Source organism: Klebsiella sp. 141203 (genome assembly GCF_032601985.1).
GTDB classification, from domain to species: Bacteria; Pseudomonadota; Gammaproteobacteria; order Enterobacterales; family Enterobacteriaceae; genus Klebsiella; species Klebsiella aerogenes.
In genome coordinates, this window is the sequence record NZ_JAQIRL010000007.1 from 83,353 (window position 1) to 98,725 (window position 15,373).

General features: G+C 56.3%; 15 protein-coding genes. 7 read left to right on the plus strand and 8 right to left on the minus strand.

Annotation, left to right across the window (positions count from 1 at the left end; all coding sequences use genetic code 11):
- Positions 1 to 40 precede the first annotated feature (40 nt).
- Both treB and treR read right to left on the minus strand, forming a co-directional pair.
- Positions 41 to 1,459 carry a PTS trehalose transporter subunit IIBC gene (treB, locus tag PGR29_RS22260; protein ID WP_316425316.1) on the minus strand — a complete coding sequence of 473 codons (1,419 nt, stop codon included), beginning with the start codon at positions 1,457 to 1,459 and terminating at the stop codon, positions 41 to 43.
- A 130-nt stretch (positions 1,460 to 1,589) separates the two neighbouring features.
- Entirely contained in the window at positions 1,590 to 2,537 is a 948-nt protein-coding gene (treR, locus tag PGR29_RS22265) for a trehalose operon repressor TreR (protein WP_087858337.1), read from the minus strand.
- Between the two features lie 181 nt (positions 2,538 to 2,718).
- Here treR and mgtL point away from each other — a divergent pair, with 181 nt between their 5' ends.
- The 3 genes from mgtL (at position 2,719) to PGR29_RS22275 (ending at position 8,180) form a co-directional block, all read left to right on the plus strand.
- Positions 2,719 to 2,772, plus strand: coding sequence for a mgtA regulatory leader peptide MgtL (gene mgtL, locus PGR29_RS24955; protein WP_219340445.1), 54 nt, complete (start codon positions 2,719 to 2,721; stop codon positions 2,770 to 2,772).
- A 146-nt stretch (positions 2,773 to 2,918) separates the two neighbouring features.
- On the plus strand, positions 2,919 to 5,627 hold the full coding sequence (gene mgtA / locus PGR29_RS22270) for a magnesium-translocating P-type ATPase (protein WP_316425317.1): 2,709 nt from the start codon (positions 2,919 to 2,921) through the stop codon (positions 5,625 to 5,627).
- 159 nt (positions 5,628 to 5,786) lie between these two features.
- The gene (locus tag PGR29_RS22275; protein WP_316425319.1) at positions 5,787 to 8,180 is read left to right on the plus strand and encodes a beta-N-acetylhexosaminidase; all 2,394 of its coding nucleotides are present in this window, start codon (positions 5,787 to 5,789) and stop codon (positions 8,178 to 8,180) included.
- Between the two features lie 57 nt (positions 8,181 to 8,237).
- Here PGR29_RS22275 and ridA read toward each other — a convergent pair whose 3' ends face one another.
- The 4 genes from ridA to PGR29_RS22295 form a co-directional block, all read right to left on the minus strand.
- Positions 8,238 to 8,624, minus strand: a complete 387-nt coding sequence (gene ridA / locus PGR29_RS22280) for a 2-iminobutanoate/2-iminopropanoate deaminase (RefSeq protein WP_020079786.1) — start codon at positions 8,622 to 8,624, stop codon at positions 8,238 to 8,240.
- Between the two features lie 73 nt (positions 8,625 to 8,697).
- Complete coding sequence (gene pyrI, locus PGR29_RS22285; RefSeq protein ID WP_015368555.1) at positions 8,698 to 9,159, minus strand: aspartate carbamoyltransferase regulatory subunit; 462 nt, start codon at positions 9,157 to 9,159, stop codon at positions 8,698 to 8,700.
- A gap of 13 nt (positions 9,160 to 9,172) precedes the next feature.
- A complete protein-coding gene (gene pyrB, locus PGR29_RS22290; protein WP_087858340.1) occupies positions 9,173 to 10,108 on the minus strand; it encodes an aspartate carbamoyltransferase in 936 nt (311 codons plus the stop codon).
- A gap of 36 nt (positions 10,109 to 10,144) precedes the next feature.
- Positions 10,145 to 10,279, minus strand: coding sequence for a pyrBI operon leader peptide (locus tag PGR29_RS22295; RefSeq protein ID WP_072201274.1), 135 nt, complete (start codon positions 10,277 to 10,279; stop codon positions 10,145 to 10,147).
- Positions 10,280 to 10,443: 164 nt separating this feature from the next.
- On the opposite strand from PGR29_RS22295, the gene PGR29_RS22300 reads away from it, so the two are divergent.
- On the plus strand, positions 10,444 to 10,896 hold the full coding sequence (locus PGR29_RS22300; protein WP_213317470.1) for a YhcH/YjgK/YiaL family protein: 453 nt from the start codon (positions 10,444 to 10,446) through the stop codon (positions 10,894 to 10,896).
- Between the two features lie 54 nt (positions 10,897 to 10,950).
- Here the strand turns inward: PGR29_RS22300 and argF are convergent, their stop codons facing one another.
- The gene (gene argF / locus PGR29_RS22305; RefSeq protein ID WP_316425322.1) at positions 10,951 to 11,955 is read right to left on the minus strand and encodes an ornithine carbamoyltransferase; all 1,005 of its coding nucleotides are present in this window, start codon (positions 11,953 to 11,955) and stop codon (positions 10,951 to 10,953) included.
- Between the two features lie 163 nt (positions 11,956 to 12,118).
- Between argF and rraB the strand changes: the two genes are divergently transcribed.
- Together rraB and miaE are read left to right on the plus strand one after the other, a co-directional pair.
- Complete coding sequence (rraB, locus tag PGR29_RS22310; protein WP_015368550.1) at positions 12,119 to 12,544, plus strand: ribonuclease E inhibitor RraB; 426 nt, start codon at positions 12,119 to 12,121, stop codon at positions 12,542 to 12,544.
- 71 nt (positions 12,545 to 12,615) lie between these two features.
- Positions 12,616 to 13,380, plus strand: a complete 765-nt coding sequence (gene miaE, locus PGR29_RS22315) for a tRNA isopentenyl-2-thiomethyl-A-37 hydroxylase MiaE (protein ID WP_087858343.1) — start codon at positions 12,616 to 12,618, stop codon at positions 13,378 to 13,380.
- A 69-nt stretch (positions 13,381 to 13,449) separates the two neighbouring features.
- On the opposite strand, the gene PGR29_RS22320 is transcribed toward miaE, so the two are convergent.
- On the minus strand, positions 13,450 to 13,953 hold the full coding sequence (locus tag PGR29_RS22320) for a GNAT family N-acetyltransferase (RefSeq protein WP_316425324.1): 504 nt from the start codon (positions 13,951 to 13,953) through the stop codon (positions 13,450 to 13,452).
- Positions 13,954 to 14,136: 183 nt separating this feature from the next.
- Between PGR29_RS22320 and PGR29_RS22325 the strand changes: the two genes are divergently transcribed.
- Positions 14,137 to 15,333: a YjgN family protein gene (locus tag PGR29_RS22325; protein ID WP_316425325.1), complete on the plus strand. Its 1,197-nt coding sequence runs from the start codon at positions 14,137 to 14,139 to the stop codon at positions 15,331 to 15,333.
- The last annotated feature ends 40 nt before the right edge of the window (positions 15,334 to 15,373 follow it).

Here is a 15,373-nt window from a genome sequence, read left to right on the forward strand (position 1 = left end):
GCGAATATAGGGGGCGCAAGCCGCGCCCCGAAAGAAGACGTTAGATAATCTGCAAGGTGCCCTGACGGTACTTGCGTTGATAAACCACGGTGGTGAGGATAATCGGCACTACCACGGCGATGGCCATCGCCGTGGCGTAGACCTGCCAGTAGCTTGGCTGAATTGACAGGATGCCCGGCAGGCCGCCGACGCCGATGCCATTCGCCAGCACGCCGTTCAGGCCGCACAGCAGGCCAGCAAGGCCGGATCCGACCATCGCACACAGCATCGGGAAGCGGTACTTCAGGTTGATGCCGTACATCGCCGGTTCGGTGACCCCGAGATAGGCGGAGATCGCCGCGGGTACCGAAATTTCGCGTTCATTTTGTTTACGGCTGGCAATAATAATGCCGACCACCGCCGATGCCTGAGCAATATTAGATAGCGCAATCAGCGGCCATACCGGCGTACCGCCGATGCTCTGTACCATCTGCATATCGATAGCAAGAGTGGTCTGATGTACGCCGGTTATTACCAGCGGCGCATACAGGAAGCCGAACAGCGCGGCGCCGATCGGCGCGAAGCTGCCGGTTAACAAATGGCGCACCGCGAAGGCCACGCCGTCGCCGATTAGACGGCCAAACGGGCCGATAACCGCATGGGCAAGGAACACCGCCAGAATCAGCGAGCACACCGGCACCACCACCAGATAGAGGTAGTCAGGCACGATGCGCTTGAGGCGCGTTTCGATAAAGCCCAGCACCAGCCCCGCCAGCAGAGCCGGGATCACCTGCGCCTGATAGCCGACTTTCGCAATGGTAAACAGGCCGAAGTTCCACACTTCCGGCACCTGCTGGCCGAGCAGGTAGGCGTTCATCAACTGCGGAGAGACCAGCGTGACGCCAAGCACGATCCCGAGGATCGGCGTGCCGCCCATTTTCTTCACCGCTGACCAGCAGATCCCCACCGGCAGATAGAAGAAGATAGCCTCGCCAATCAGCCACAAGAAGTCATAAATCGTTTTCAACGACGGGTGCATTTGCGCCAGGGTCTGGCCGTTGCTCATGGGTAGATCGCCGATGACGTTACGGAAACCGAGGATCAGACCGCCGCTGATAAGCGCCGGCAGGAGCGGGAAAAAGATCTCGGCAAAGTGCGAGATCAACCGTTCGTGCCACTTCATGTTTTGCCGCGCGGCCTGTTTGGCCTGCTCTTTGTCGGCGGACGCCTGGCCGGTGGTGGCCAGCAGCGCCTTATAGTAATCGCCGACTTCGGTGCCGATGACCACCTGGAACTGCCCGGCGTTAGTGAAGCATCCCTTCACCATGCGCAACTGCTCAATGTCTTTCGGTTTGGCGATGGCCGGATCGTTTAGCACAAAGCGCAAACGGGTAATACAGTGGCTGACGGTGGCAATGTTGCCGCGCCCGCCCACCAGTTCGATCAGTTTATCGATGTCCTGCTGGTTTACTTTGCTCATGATGAAGCCTCAAAAACAGAGGGGAGAGATGCCGTTTTTAACTTGCATGCATCCTAACTGTTCCGTTGGCAATGCAAAATGGGAACGTTCCCGAAAGTCGGCGAAGATCACATAAATCGCCCGAACGAGATTAATTCAGGGCAGCGGGAATGACGATTTGGCGGGGTTCGGCGTGGCCGGCGATCTGGTCGATCAGCTGCTGCGCCGCCTGGCGCCCGGCTTCGGCGTAGCCGGGATCGACGGTGAGGATCTCCGGATGCAGAAACTTCATCAGCGGCGTGCTGCCGACGCTGGCGAGCTGTAAAGTTTCAATACGTTGTTCCTGCAGATATTTACTGGCGCCGAGAGCGAGAGTATCGGTGGCGCAGACCAGCGCGCGGGTCTCGGGAGTCAGCACGCTGGCAACGCTTTCATACCCCTGCTTCATCGCCAGTCCCGGCAGCGCAGCGGTTGGCGTGAGCTTCTTTTGCGCGCAGAAATCGAGATACGCCTGATGACGGCGTTCCCCGGTGGTGACGTCGCTGTGCGGCACGCCGAGGAAGCTTATATGCCGGTGCCCGCGCTCATAGAGACGCTGCATCAGTAACTTGATCGCGCCATGATCGTCATAGCACACCGAAGCGAAGCCGGGGGCATCGCGCGCCAGCAGCACCAGCGTTTCGCGCCACGGCGCGAGCATCTCCTCACTAATACCGGTAAAGCCGAACAGCACCACGCCGTCGATATTGCGCCGGGCGAGCATGCCCAGATGTTCTTCCACCAGCGCCGGGGAAAACTGGCTCTCCATCATGATAGGATCGTAGCCCTGCTGATAAAAGGCGGGCAGCATGGTCTGCACCGCTAAATTTTCCGACAGCGAATCCAGACGGGTGACGATAATCGCCACCACCTTATCGCTCTGACCGCGCATGGCGCGGGCGGAGCGGGAAGGGGAGAAACCGTGCTGCTGCATCACCGCTTCCACCCGTTCGCGGGTACGCTCGCTGACGCCGCTTTCGTTATTCAGCACGCGCGAGACCGTCGATTTTCCGACGCCGCTTAAACGCGCGATATCTTTGATTGTTAGCCGGTTTTGCATACGAGGTTCTCGCCGTCGTCCGATTTGAGTGAGTCTAATGCTACTCAACGAATCCTCAATGAGCAAAGACTGGTTGATGTCCGGTTTAGTTGCCGGACGGTATGATAGCCATAATAGCCACAAATAGTTTCCTGGTCGCGGTATACTCCGCGCCGTCTTGAGTTACTTACCGGAGAATTTTATGGACCCCGATCCCACTCCTCATCCTCGATGGAGCAACCTTTCTTTCCGGTAAGCCTGTTTAGCACTGCTTTACCGGAAAGCGTAAAGCAGTGACGTCCTCGATGTCCCTGCCCTATAAAAATAATGCCTGACAGGTAAGGCTTTGCCACGCCTGTTGGCAACGCTGCGTTCGCTCGCGCGAGCGCGGAGGGACTGTTTATGCTGAAAAATTTTACCCGGCAGCTGTTCGCGCAGCTTAGCCGTCATTTACCACATCGTTTGATCCAGCGCGATCCGCTGCCCGATGCCCGTAACCTGGCCAGCGCGCCGATCCCGGATTCACTCGGCAAGCGCTGTCTGGACGTCGCGGCTATGGATGAGCAGGAGATCTGGCGCGCGTTCGATAGCCACCCTGAAGGGCTGAACGACGCCGAAGTGGCGGCGAAAATCGCCCTGCACGGCGATAACCAAATCCCGGCGCAGAAGCCGTCGCCGTGGTGGGTTCATCTGTGGACCTGCTATCGTAACCCGTTCAACCTGCTGTTGACGGTGCTCGGCATCGTCTCCTATTCAACTGAAGATCTATTCGCCGCGGGCGTTATCGCGCTGATGGTCGGCATCTCGACGCTGCTTAACTTCATCCAGGAAGCGCGCTCGACCAAAGCGGCGGATGCGCTGAAGGCGATGGTCAGCAATACCGCCACGGTGCTGCGGGTTATCAACGAGCAGGGCGAGAGCCGCTGGCTCGAACTGCCCATCGACCAACTGGTGCCGGGCGATATCGTCAGGCTATCGGCGGGAGATATGATCCCGGCGGACCTGCGCATCATTGTGGCGCGCGACCTGTTTGTCGCTCAGGCCTCGCTGACCGGCGAATCGCTGCCGGTTGAGAAAGTCGCGCGCACCCGCGATCCGCTACAAACCAATCCACTGGAATGCGACACCCTGTGCTTTATGGGGACCAACGTGGTGAGCGGCTCGGCGCAGGCTATCGTCTACGCCACCGGCGGCAACACCTGGTTCGGCCAGCTTGCCGGGCGCGTCAGCGAGCAGGAAAGCGAGCCGAACGCCTTCCAGAAAGGCATCAGCCGGGTCAGCATGCTGCTGATCCGCTTTATGCTGGTGATGGCGCCGGTGGTGCTGCTGATCAACGGCTACACCAAAGGCGACTGGTGGGAAGCGGCGCTGTTCGCGCTGTCGGTGGCGGTCGGCCTGACGCCGGAGATGTTGCCGATGATCGTCACCTCGACGCTGGCGCGCGGGGCGGTGAAGCTGTCAAAACAAAAAGTGATCGTCAAACACCTCGACGCCATTCAAAACTTTGGCGCGATGGATATCCTCTGCACCGATAAAACCGGCACCCTGACCCAGGATAAAATCGTGCTGGAGAACCATACCGATGTTTCCGGTAAATCCAGCGAGAGAGTCCTGCACACCGCCTGGCTCAATAGCCATTACCAGACCGGGCTGAAAAACCTGCTCGACACCGCGGTGCTGGAAGGCGTGGAGCTGGATGCCGCTCGCGGTCTCGCGGAGCGCTGGCAGAAGGTGGATGAGATCCCGTTCGACTTCGAACGCCGCCGCATGTCGGTGGTGGTAAAAGAGCAGGACGAGGCGCATCAGCTGATCTGTAAAGGGGCGCTGCTGGAGATCCTCAACGTCTCGACTCAGGTGCGCTACAACGGTGAAATCGTACCGCTGGACGACACCATGCTGCGCCGTATCCGCCGGGTGACCGATACCCTGAACCGTCAGGGGCTGCGGGTGGTGGCGGTGGCGACCAAATACCTGCCGGCGCGGGAAGGCGACTATCAGCGTGCGGATGAATCCGACCTGATCCTCGAAGGCTACATCGCCTTCCTCGATCCGCCGAAAGAGACCACCGCCCCGGCGCTGAAAGCGCTGAAGGCCAGCGGCATTACGGTGAAAATTCTCACCGGCGACAGCGAACTGGTGGCGGCGAAAGTGTGTCATGAAGTGGGGCTGGATGCGGGCGAAGTGGTGATTGGCAGCCAGATTGAAGCCATGAGCGACGACGAACTGGCGGCGCTGGCGAAACGCACCACGCTGTTCGCGCGCCTGGCGCCGCTGCATAAAGAGCGCATCGTGACGCTACTGAAACGAGAAGGCCACGTGGTGGGCTTTATGGGCGACGGTATTAACGACGCCCCGGCGCTACGCGCGGCGGATATTGGCATTTCCGTTGACGGCGCGGTGGATATCGCCCGCGAGGCGGCGGATATCATTCTGCTGGAAAAAAGCCTGATGGTACTGGAAGAGGGGGTTATCGAAGGCCGCCGCACCTTCGCCAACATGCTCAAGTACATCAAAATGACCGCCAGCTCCAACTTCGGCAATGTCTTCAGCGTGCTGGTGGCCAGCGCCTTCCTGCCGTTCCTGCCGATGCTGCCGCTGCACCTGTTGATTCAGAACCTGCTGTACGATGTCTCTCAGGTGGCGATTCCGTTTGATAACGTCGATGATGAGCAGATCCGTAAACCGCAGCGCTGGAACCCGGCCGATCTCGGGCGTTTTATGGTCTTTTTCGGGCCGATCAGCTCGATTTTCGATATCCTCACCTTTGGCCTGATGTGGTGGGTGTTCCACGCCAACAGCGTCGAGATGCAGACCCTGTTCCAGTCCGGCTGGTTCATTGAAGGGCTGCTGTCGCAGACGCTGATTGTGCATATGATTCGTACCCGCCGCATTCCGTTCGTCCAGAGCCGCGCCGCGTGGCCGCTGTTCGCGATGACGCTGCTGGTGATGGCGGTGGGGATCGCGCTGCCGTTCTCGCCGCTGGCGGGCTACCTGCAGCTGCAGGCGCTGCCGCTCAGCTATTTCCCGTGGCTGGTGGCGATTCTGGCGGGTTACATGGTATTGACCCAGACCGTTAAAGGTTTCTACAGCCGCCGTTACGGCTGGCAGTAGTGGTTTCGCCCCTTTGCCGTTCGACAGAGGGGCTTACCGGTATTTCTCTTAAATCTCATCAAGTTGTGAAGCCCGTCATCACCATGTATTGACGCAATTTTGTGCGCATGTTAACCCAATGTTTTGCTTTTTTTTGGCCCGTCATAAAAAGGAACATTGATGATTAACACCGTGCGTTACAGTCTGCTGACCGGCGGAATATTACTGAGCAGTATGGCGCTTGCCGCCCCGGCGGGCGATCTGCCGCTGATACCGTGGCCCGCCCATGTGGAGCGCCCGCAGGCGCAGGGGGCGCTGGCGTTGAATAACCAGCTGACGATCAACGTCAGCGGCGACGATCTTGGCGAGGCGGCAAACCGCTGGCGCGAACGTCTTGCGCGGCAAACCGGCTGGACGCTTCAGCCGCAGACGGCGCCGGCGAAAAGCCCAACCATTAACGTGATCGTCAGTAAAAAAGTGCCTTTCCTGCCTCAGCCGGATAGCGACGAAAGCTATCAGCTAACCGTTAACGCAGACGGCGCGACCCTGAAAGCCAATACGCGTTTTGGCGCGCTGCGCGGCATGGAAACGCTGCTACAGCTGGTACAAAACGGCCCTGACGGCACCACCATTCCTTATGTCGCCATTAACGATGCGCCGCGCTTCCCGTGGCGTGGACTGCTGCTAGATTCCGCCCGCCATTTTATGCCGCTGTCGGCGATCAAACGGCAGATTGACGGTATGGCGGCGGCGAAGCTTAATGTACTGCACTGGCATCTGACCGACGATCAGGGCTGGCGCTTCGCCTCCAGCCGCTATCCGAAGCTGCAGCAGCAGGCCAGCGACGGCCTGTTTTATACCCAGACGCAGATGAAAGACATTGTGCGCTATGCCGCCGAGCGCGGTATTCGCGTGGTGCCCGAAATCGATATGCCGGGCCACGCCTCGGCGATCGCCGTGGCTTATCCGGAGCTGATGAGCGCGCCGGGGCCTTACGCGATGGAGCGCCACTGGGGCGTGCTGAAACCGGTACTCGACCCAACAAAAGAGGCCACCTACGCGTTTGCCGAGGCGATGGTCAGCGAACTGGCGGCTATCTTCCCCGATCCGTATCTGCATATCGGCGGTGATGAAGTTGATGACAGCCAGTGGCGCGCCAATCCGGCCATTCAGAAATTCCTCAAAGAGAAGGGGCTGGCGGACAGCCACGCGCTACAGGCGTACTTTAACCGGCGCCTGGAGACGTTACTCGAAAAACATCACCGGCAGATGGTCGGCTGGGATGAAATCTACCACCCTGATTTACCGAAGAGCATTCTGATTCAGTCGTGGCAGGGGCAGGACGCATTAGGCGACGTCGCTAAACACGGCTATCGCGGCATTCTCTCCACCGGTTTTTATCTCGACCAGCCGCAGTACACCGCCTATCACTATCGTAATGAAATTATCCCGCAGGGGCTCAACGGCGTGGATACGATTACCGATAACGACAGCGCCCAGAGCTGGCAGTTTTCGATGCCGCGCCTGAAGGGCAGCGCGGTTGAGGGCAGCTTTACGCTGGTAAAAGGCGATAGCGGCTGGCGTGGATTCATTGATTTTAAAGGGAAATCACGGCGTGCCGTGCAGGAGATTGAATGGCTCGGCGACAATCAGGTCACGTTCCGCGTTGATACCTGGATGGGCGAGACCCGCCCGGTGCTAACCATTAACGACGACAAGCTCGCAGGCTACTTCCTGCTTGGCAACACCCGTTATCCCATTGACGGCAAGCGGCTGGATGCCGTACCGCAGGGCATTCAGCCGACGCTGCCCGACGCGCAGCAACAGAAGAATCTGCTCGGCGGCGAGGCGGCGCTGTGGGCGGAAAACGTCGCCGCGCCGGTCATCGATATCAAGCTGTGGCCGCGCGCTTTTGCGGTGGCGGAGCGGTTGTGGTCGGCCGAAGACGTCAAAGACAGCGACAATATGTATCAGCGCCTGCAGGCGATGGACAGCTGGTCAACGGTCTCCGTCGGCCTGCAGCAGCACGCTCAGCAGCTGGAGCAGTTCACCCGGCTGGCGAACAGCAGCCATACGCTGGCGTTACAGATCCTCGCCGAGGCGTTGGAGCCGGCGCATTACTACACCCGTCAGCATCTCAAGTTCCAGGCGAACAATTACCATCAATTTGAACCGCTGAACCGACTGGCCGATGCGCTGCCGGCGGAGAGCGATACCGTACGCAGCCTGAACCAGTGGGCGGAGCGGCTGATTAGCGATGCTGAAGATACAGAGAGCGCCGATGCGCTGCGCCACGTCTTTACCCGCTGGCAGAACAACAGCGGCGATGCGCTGGCGCTGACTGACAATAACTATCAGCTGGCGGCGATTAAACCGGTGGTGCAGCAGGTTGATAAGCTGGCGAGCCTCGGGCTGCGCTTGACCGATCTGGTGGCGCGGCAGGGAACGCTGGACGATAAAGAGTACGCCTCAATCCAGGCGCAGCTGGATACGGCGGCGAAAACCCAGGATGAGCTGGTGATTGCGGCGGTCTATCCGCTGGAGAAACTGCTGCGGGCAACGAAGATAAAATAGGGCATTTCCCTCACCCCGCGGATGACGCAAGCGCCTGGGGTGAGGGCAGAGAAGCGCTTAGCGACGGATCGCGATAGCTTCAATCTCAATCTTCACGTCTTTCGGCAGACGCGCGACTTCTACGCAGGAACGCGCCGGGAAAGTGGCGTTATGCTCGGTGAAGAACGCTTCATACGCGGCATTCACGGTGGCGAAATCGTTCAGATCTTTCACGAAAACGGTGGTTTTCACGATATCGCCCACTTTCAGGCCAGCGGCTTCAACGATAGCTTTTACGTTGTCCAGGGACTGACGCGCCTGCGCGGCGACATCTTCCGGCACGCTGCCGGTTTTCGGGTCTACTGGGATCTGGCCGGAAGTGATGATCATGCTACCCAGATCAACGCCTTGTACATAAGGGCCAATAGCTGCTGGTGCTTTTTCCGTCGCAATAGTTTTGCTCATAATATCTCCAGATGAACTGCAGTAATTAGGTCGTAGCCATTATAGGGAGGGCCGGTATTAATACCAACCGCAATTAGTTGGCCAGCACCACATAATGGGAAAACTCTTTTTCACAGTATTTGCATTTGAGTGCAATGTCATCGGCGCGTTTTTTCACTGCGAAACTCGACGAAACCGGCTCAGCGTGACTAATGCAGTTGCTGTTCGGACAGACCAGCACGCTGTTGATGCGCTCCGGCAGGCTCGGGCGGGATTTGCCCACTACTTCGTAATCATCAATACGGTTAACCGTTGCGTCCGGCGCATACAGCGCCAGCTGATTGACCTGCTCATCGGTCAGGAAGGTGTTCTCAATTTTAATCAAATCTTTACGGCCCATCTCGCCGGACGGCAGGTTCAGGCCGATGGTGATGCGCTGGTCGGTTTCGGTCAGCTTGAACAGGGTCAACAACTTGAAGCCGACCTGGGCCGGGATATGGTCGATTACGGTGCCGCGTTTAATGGCTTCTACTTGCAGTTTATTGTCGTGTGTCATCTCTCAATCCCCCTTACTGTGCCAGCTCGCTATTCAATACCAGTGCCAGTAACGCCTGGCGGGCGAAGATGCCGTTGCCTGCCTGCTGGAAGTACCAGGCGTGCGGCGTTTTATCGACATCGGTGGTGATTTCATCAACGCGCGGCAGCGGGTGCAGCACTTTCATATTGGCGCGCGCGCCTTCGAGATCTGCGGCCCGCAGCACGAACTGCGCCTTCACGTTGGCGTATTCCGATGGGTCCAGGCGCTCTTTCTGCACGCGAGTCATATACAGAATATCGACCTCAGCCATTACTTCGTCGATGGCGCTATGTAGGCTCCAGGCGATGCCTTTTTCATCCAGCATATCGAGAATGTACTGCGGCATCGCCAGCGCGTCCGGGGCGATGAAGTAAAAGCGGTTGCCGTTGAATTTCGCCAGCGCCTGGGTCAGCGAGTGTACGGTACGGCCATATTTCAGATCGCCGACCATCGCGACATTGAGGTTCTCAAGGCGGCCCTGAGTTTCCTGAATGGTGAACAGGTCGAGCAGGGTTTGCGTTGGATGCTGATTGGCGCCGTCGCCGGCGTTGAGAATCGGTATGCCGCCGGAGAACTCGGTTGCCAGACGCGCGGCGCCTTCTTGCGGATGGCGCATCACGATAGCGTCGACGTAGGTGCTGATCACCGAAATGGTGTCGGCCAGGGTTTCGCCTTTCTTACCGAGCGAGGTGTTGCTGCTGTCGGAGAAGCCGACCACGCTGGCGCCGAGGCGGTGCATGGAGGTTTCAAAAGAGAGGCGAGTACGGGTGGAGGCTTCAAAGAAACAGCTGGCGATAACCTTATGCTTCAGCAGCTCGGGTTGCGGATTGGCTTTCAGCTTTGCGGCCGTCGCCAGCACCAGTTCGAGGTCTTCGCGGCTGAGATCGTTTATGGAAATGATATGTTTTTGATATAGCGGGTTAGCCATGCTTATCTCCTGACGCCTGAGCAAAAAAAAAGCCCCTTAAATAAGGGGCTTCGAGAATTCATTGAGCAACGGAAAGAAAAACGCCAGGCCAGCGCCTGCTTTCAGACGCGGTAAGACACAGCAATGTCGTACGCAATTGACCATATTTCCTCCCGGCAAAACGGCTGGCATTATACGCAGCTTTGATGAGCAATCAAGCGATTAATCCACAATCAGGGAAACGTTTGCCTGCGAAGGCTGCGCCAGCGCAAAAAACCGCGATAAAAATGTGGTCTGGCAGTGGTAAGCGGCGTATAAAACCAAAATGAAAAGCTGTTTTATATTTGAGGGCTCTTATGATTATCGGCAACATTCATCATCTGCAATCCTGGCTGCCGGACGCGCTGCGTCAGGCGATTGAGCATGTTAAAGCCCACGTTAGCGCGTCGACGCCGCTCGGCAAGCACGACATCGACGGCAATAATCTGTTCTATCTGATTTCTGAAGACAGCACCGAACCGCAGGCCGAACGTCGCGCCGAGTTTCACGCCCGCTATCTGGATATCCAGATTGTACTTCGCGGTCAGGAAGGGATGACTTTCAGCACCTTACCCGCAGGCGAGCCGCAGATTGACTGGCTGGCGGACAAAGACATCGCCTTCCTCGCCGAGGGCGCGCAGGAGAAAACCGTTATCCTTAACGAGGGCGATTTTGTGGTGTTTTATCCAGGCGAAGTGCATAAACCGCTCTGTGCCGTCGGGGCGCCGGCGAAGGTGCGCAAAGCGGTGGTGAAGGTATTGATGGCTTAAAACGGGTAGCCCGGATACGCCTGGCGCTATCCGGGAATCTACCGTGGTTAATGGCTATTTTCCAAGCGTCGCCACCATCACAGCCTTGATGGTGTGCATGCGGTTTTCCGCCTGATCGAAGACGATGCTCGCTGGCGACTCAAATACCTCGTCGGTCACCTCCATGCCGCCGTGCAGCCCATACTCCGCCGCCATCTGTTTGCCGAGAATGGTCTGGTCATCGTGGAACGCGGGCAGACAATGCAGGAATTTCACCTGCGGGTTGCCGGTCAATTGCAGCATGGTTTTATTCACCTGGTAACCGCGCAGCAGGGCGATACGCTCCGCCCATTTCTCTTTCGCCTCGCCCATCGACACCCACACGTCGGTATAAATGAAATCAGCGCCTTTTACGCCCGCGGCGATATCTTCCGTCAGGGTAATATTGCCGCCGTGCTTTTTCGCCAGCGCAGTGCATTCCGCCACTAAACCCTCTTCCGGCCAGCAGGCTTTTGGCGCCACCAGGCGCAGGTCCAGCCCGGTCAGCGCGGCGGCTTCCAGCATGGAGTTACCCATGTTGTTACGCGCGTCGCCGGCGTAGACCAGCGTCATTTCATTAAATGCCTTACCCGGCAGGTGCTCTTGCATGGTCAGCAGATCGGCCAGGAGTTGCGTCGGGTGGAATTCATCGGTCAGGCCGTTCCACACCGGCACGCCGGCATACTCCGCCAGGGTTTCCACCAGCTCCTGGCCGTAGCCGCGATATTGAATACCGTCATACATGCGGCCCAGCACGCGGGCGGTATCTTTCATGGATTCTTTGTGGCCGATCTGGCTACCGCTGGATCCGAGATAGGTCACGCGGGCGCCCTGGTCGTAAGCGGCAACTTCGAAAGAGCATCGTGTACGGGTTGAGTCTTTTTCGAAGATGAGCGCGATGTTTTTGCCCTTTAGTTTCTGGGCCTCGATGCCGTTTTTCTTATCGGCTTTTAATTGCGCGGCCAGAGCGACAAGGCCGGTAATTTCTGCAGCAGTGAAATCCAGTAATCTCAAGAAATGCTTCTGATATAACGCGGACATAATTCCCTCACCTGGCAAACGCCACTATTGAATTAAAATTCACTTTATATGTATGAATATTCATTTGCAACCCCGAGTAAGAAATCTTTTACACAGAAGGTGGAGGCAATCACGGCGGTATGTGACAATAGGAGTATCTGCCGCACATTATGAGGAACGAGCCATGGCAAACCCGGAACTACTGGAAGAGCAGCGTGAGGAAACGCGTCTGATTATCGAAGAGCTGCTGGAAGATGGCAGCGATCCGGACGCGCTGTATACCATTGAGCATCATCTCTCTGCCGACGATTTCGAAACGTTGGAAAAAGTGGCGGTAGAGGCCTTCAAGATGGGTTATGAAGTCACCGAGCCGGAAGAGCTGGAAGTCGAAGAAGGCGAAGTGGTGATCTGCTGCGATATTCTGAGCGAAAGCGCGCTCAACGCCGATCTGATCGACGCCCAGGTTGAACAGCTGATGAACCTGGCGGAAAAATTCAACGTCGAGTACGACGGTTGGGGTACCTATTACGAAGACCCGAACGGCGAAGACGATGACGGCGAAGATGACGAAGATTTAATTGACGAAGACGACAACGGCGTACGCCACTAAGTCGTCAACGGATACGGCGGCGTCTGCCGCCGTATATACCCGTCCTGATTAGGGTATAGCCTGGAGCTTCAATGGATTACCCGCAAATACTCTCCCCGATTTTAGCATTCCTGCACTGCCCAACGCCGCAGGCGTGGATTGACGAAGCCCGTAAACCGGAAAACCTGCCGCTGCTGCTGACCGACCACATGGTATGCGAGCTGAAAGCGGCGCAAAACGCCATGCTGCTGGTGCGCCGCTACGTCGCCGATAAAGACGGCGCCGACGAGCTACTGGAATGCCTGAAACCGTACGAAGACTTTACCTATCGCCGTGGGCCGGAGCCGGATTTTGTCGCTCTGCATAAGCGGATCAACAAAAGCGCTATGCCGCGAACCAACGACCCGTGGGGCAGACAGTTGCTCGACAGCATGATTCTGCTTATCAAAGAGGAGCTGCACCACTTCTGGCAGGTGCGCGAGATCATGCTGGCGCGAGATATCCCTTACGTCAAAATCACCGCCAGCAACTATGCCCGCGGTATGCGCCGGGAGGTGCGATCGCACGAGCCGGTGATGCTGATCGATAAGCTGATTTGCGGCGCTTATATCGAAGCGCGCTCCTGTGAGCGGTTTGCCGCGCTGGCGCCGTGGCTGGATGATGATCTCCAGAAGTTTTATCTGTCGTTGCTGCGCTCCGAGGCCCGTCATTATCAGGATTACCTGGACCTGGCGCAGCAGATAGCGGGGGAAGATATCAGCGAGCGCGTACGCCAGCTTGGCGAGGCGGAAGCGGCATTGATTCTCCGCCCGGAGTCCGAGTTCCGCTTCCACAGCGGCGTACCGACGGCGCCGTAGCCCGCGGTTTCCGGACTCTGTAGCCCCGGTAAGCGCAGCGCTACCGGGGACGCCTACGGTAGCGAGGCGTTAAAGCGGTTTCAACATTCGTACTTCACAATCGACGTGGCCGGTGCAGCCCAGCGGCTCGTCGATATGCTCAAACCCGAGATGCTCATACAAGCCAATCGCTTCTTTCAAAAAAGCGGTGGTCTCCAGATAGCAGCGTTTAAAACCCTGTTCGCGGGCGTAATCCATCGCCATCAGCGCCAGCTTTTTCGCCAGCCCTTTGCCGCGCGCCGAGGTCATAAAGTACATTTTCTGCAGCTCACAGATATCGGACTCGCTACATGAGAGCGCCGCCACGCCGCCGCCGCCGACCACTTCGCCATTTTGCTCCACAACCCAATAGGCGGAGCCCGGTTGGCTATAAAGTTCGTACAGTTCATCCAGGTTGGGATCAGCGACCGTATAGCCTTTATCGGCGGTCAGGCCGTATTCCGCTGAGACCTGGCGGATAACTCGGGCGATGGCGGCATTATCTGCTGCCGTAATGCGGCGTAAAGTAAAGGTCTGTGGCGCAGCAAGATTCATAGAATCACTCAATTTTAGCTTAAATAACCATACATTGTTTTAATACCATTATTCTTTGATCGACGCAAGATGTGCATAAATATATTGCTGAGTAATTTCCAGATAATATATTCTGTATGCTTAATGGAAATTATTCTGGCTTATTATTTATATATATACTTTAAAATGCAAGGACGGCGAGGTATGGAGATTTTTTCAGGGGAAAAACAAAGCAGTAGTCATTTTTTTGTTTTTCACGGTCGGGCAAAGAGTTATTTTTTTATTTGTTTGGTTAATATTATACTGTCTGTAATTACTTTAGGGATATTCATTCCCTGGGCATGGGTACGTAGTCGCCGTTATTTTTGTGAAAATATGGAAGTTAACGGTAACCGTTTTGCTTACCACGGGCGCGGTTTCACGATTTTACTTAGCTGGCTGCTGATGTTTATCGTGCTGGTTTTACTTAGTCTGGCGCTTGCCATTTTCTCTCCCGGTAGTGAAGGGCTCGAGACGCTGGCATTTCTTATCCTGCTGCCGGTCATGGTAATGAAGGGGTTAAGCTATCACGCGAATATGACCTCATTCGCTAATATTCGTTTTGGGTTTAAATGTAATCTACTGCGCGCATGGTGGATTATGCTCGGGTTACCTTTGCTGATAGTCGTGCTAATGGCGGTTATCCTCTTCATTCCCGGAAGCCGTCTCTGGTTAGGTTTTAGCATAAATGGCATGTTAGTGGGTTTCGTTGCCCTGCTTTTACTGGCACTGTGTGTCATGGCCGCCGCCAGTGGGGTGGTTTACAGTCACTGGCTTGAGCTGATCGGCAAAGGCGGAAACTTAGGTAAAACTAAATTTAATATTTATATCAGCACTAAGCGTTGCATCGTGGCGTTTTTATGGGCAACGGTAATTTTGTTGCCGTTTATGGTGCTGTTTTTGGGTTTTTTCATTTCCGCATTTATGCAATTTTTCACAGGATGTATGTTCGGCATGTGTAATGAAAATACAGCGCTGTTTATGGCATTGCGGCATCTTAGTGCGGTATTGAGTGGATATTTATCTCTCACCATTGGTATCGTATTAGCCATGGCATTTGTCCGGGTGGCCTTACGTAATCACGCGTGGAATAATTTGGTGCTTGGCGACAGCATTCGTTTTCGTTCTACCCTGACGTTTTTTGGCCTTGCTCCGCGTTTATTGGCTCTGACGTTTCTTTCTCCGCTGACATTGGGTCTGGCGTATCCTTGGTTAAAGATTAATTTGATGCGCCATATTGCCGCCAACACTGAGGTGATTGGTGACTTTGAAACGCTCGACCTGCAGCAAGATGAGGCCTGTAAGCCGCCAGTAGCTGGTAAATTGTGCAGCGGTTTTTTACCTAACCTGCCGTTCTTATAATGTAAAAAAAGCCGGAGCAAGCTCCGGCTTTTTTCTATCG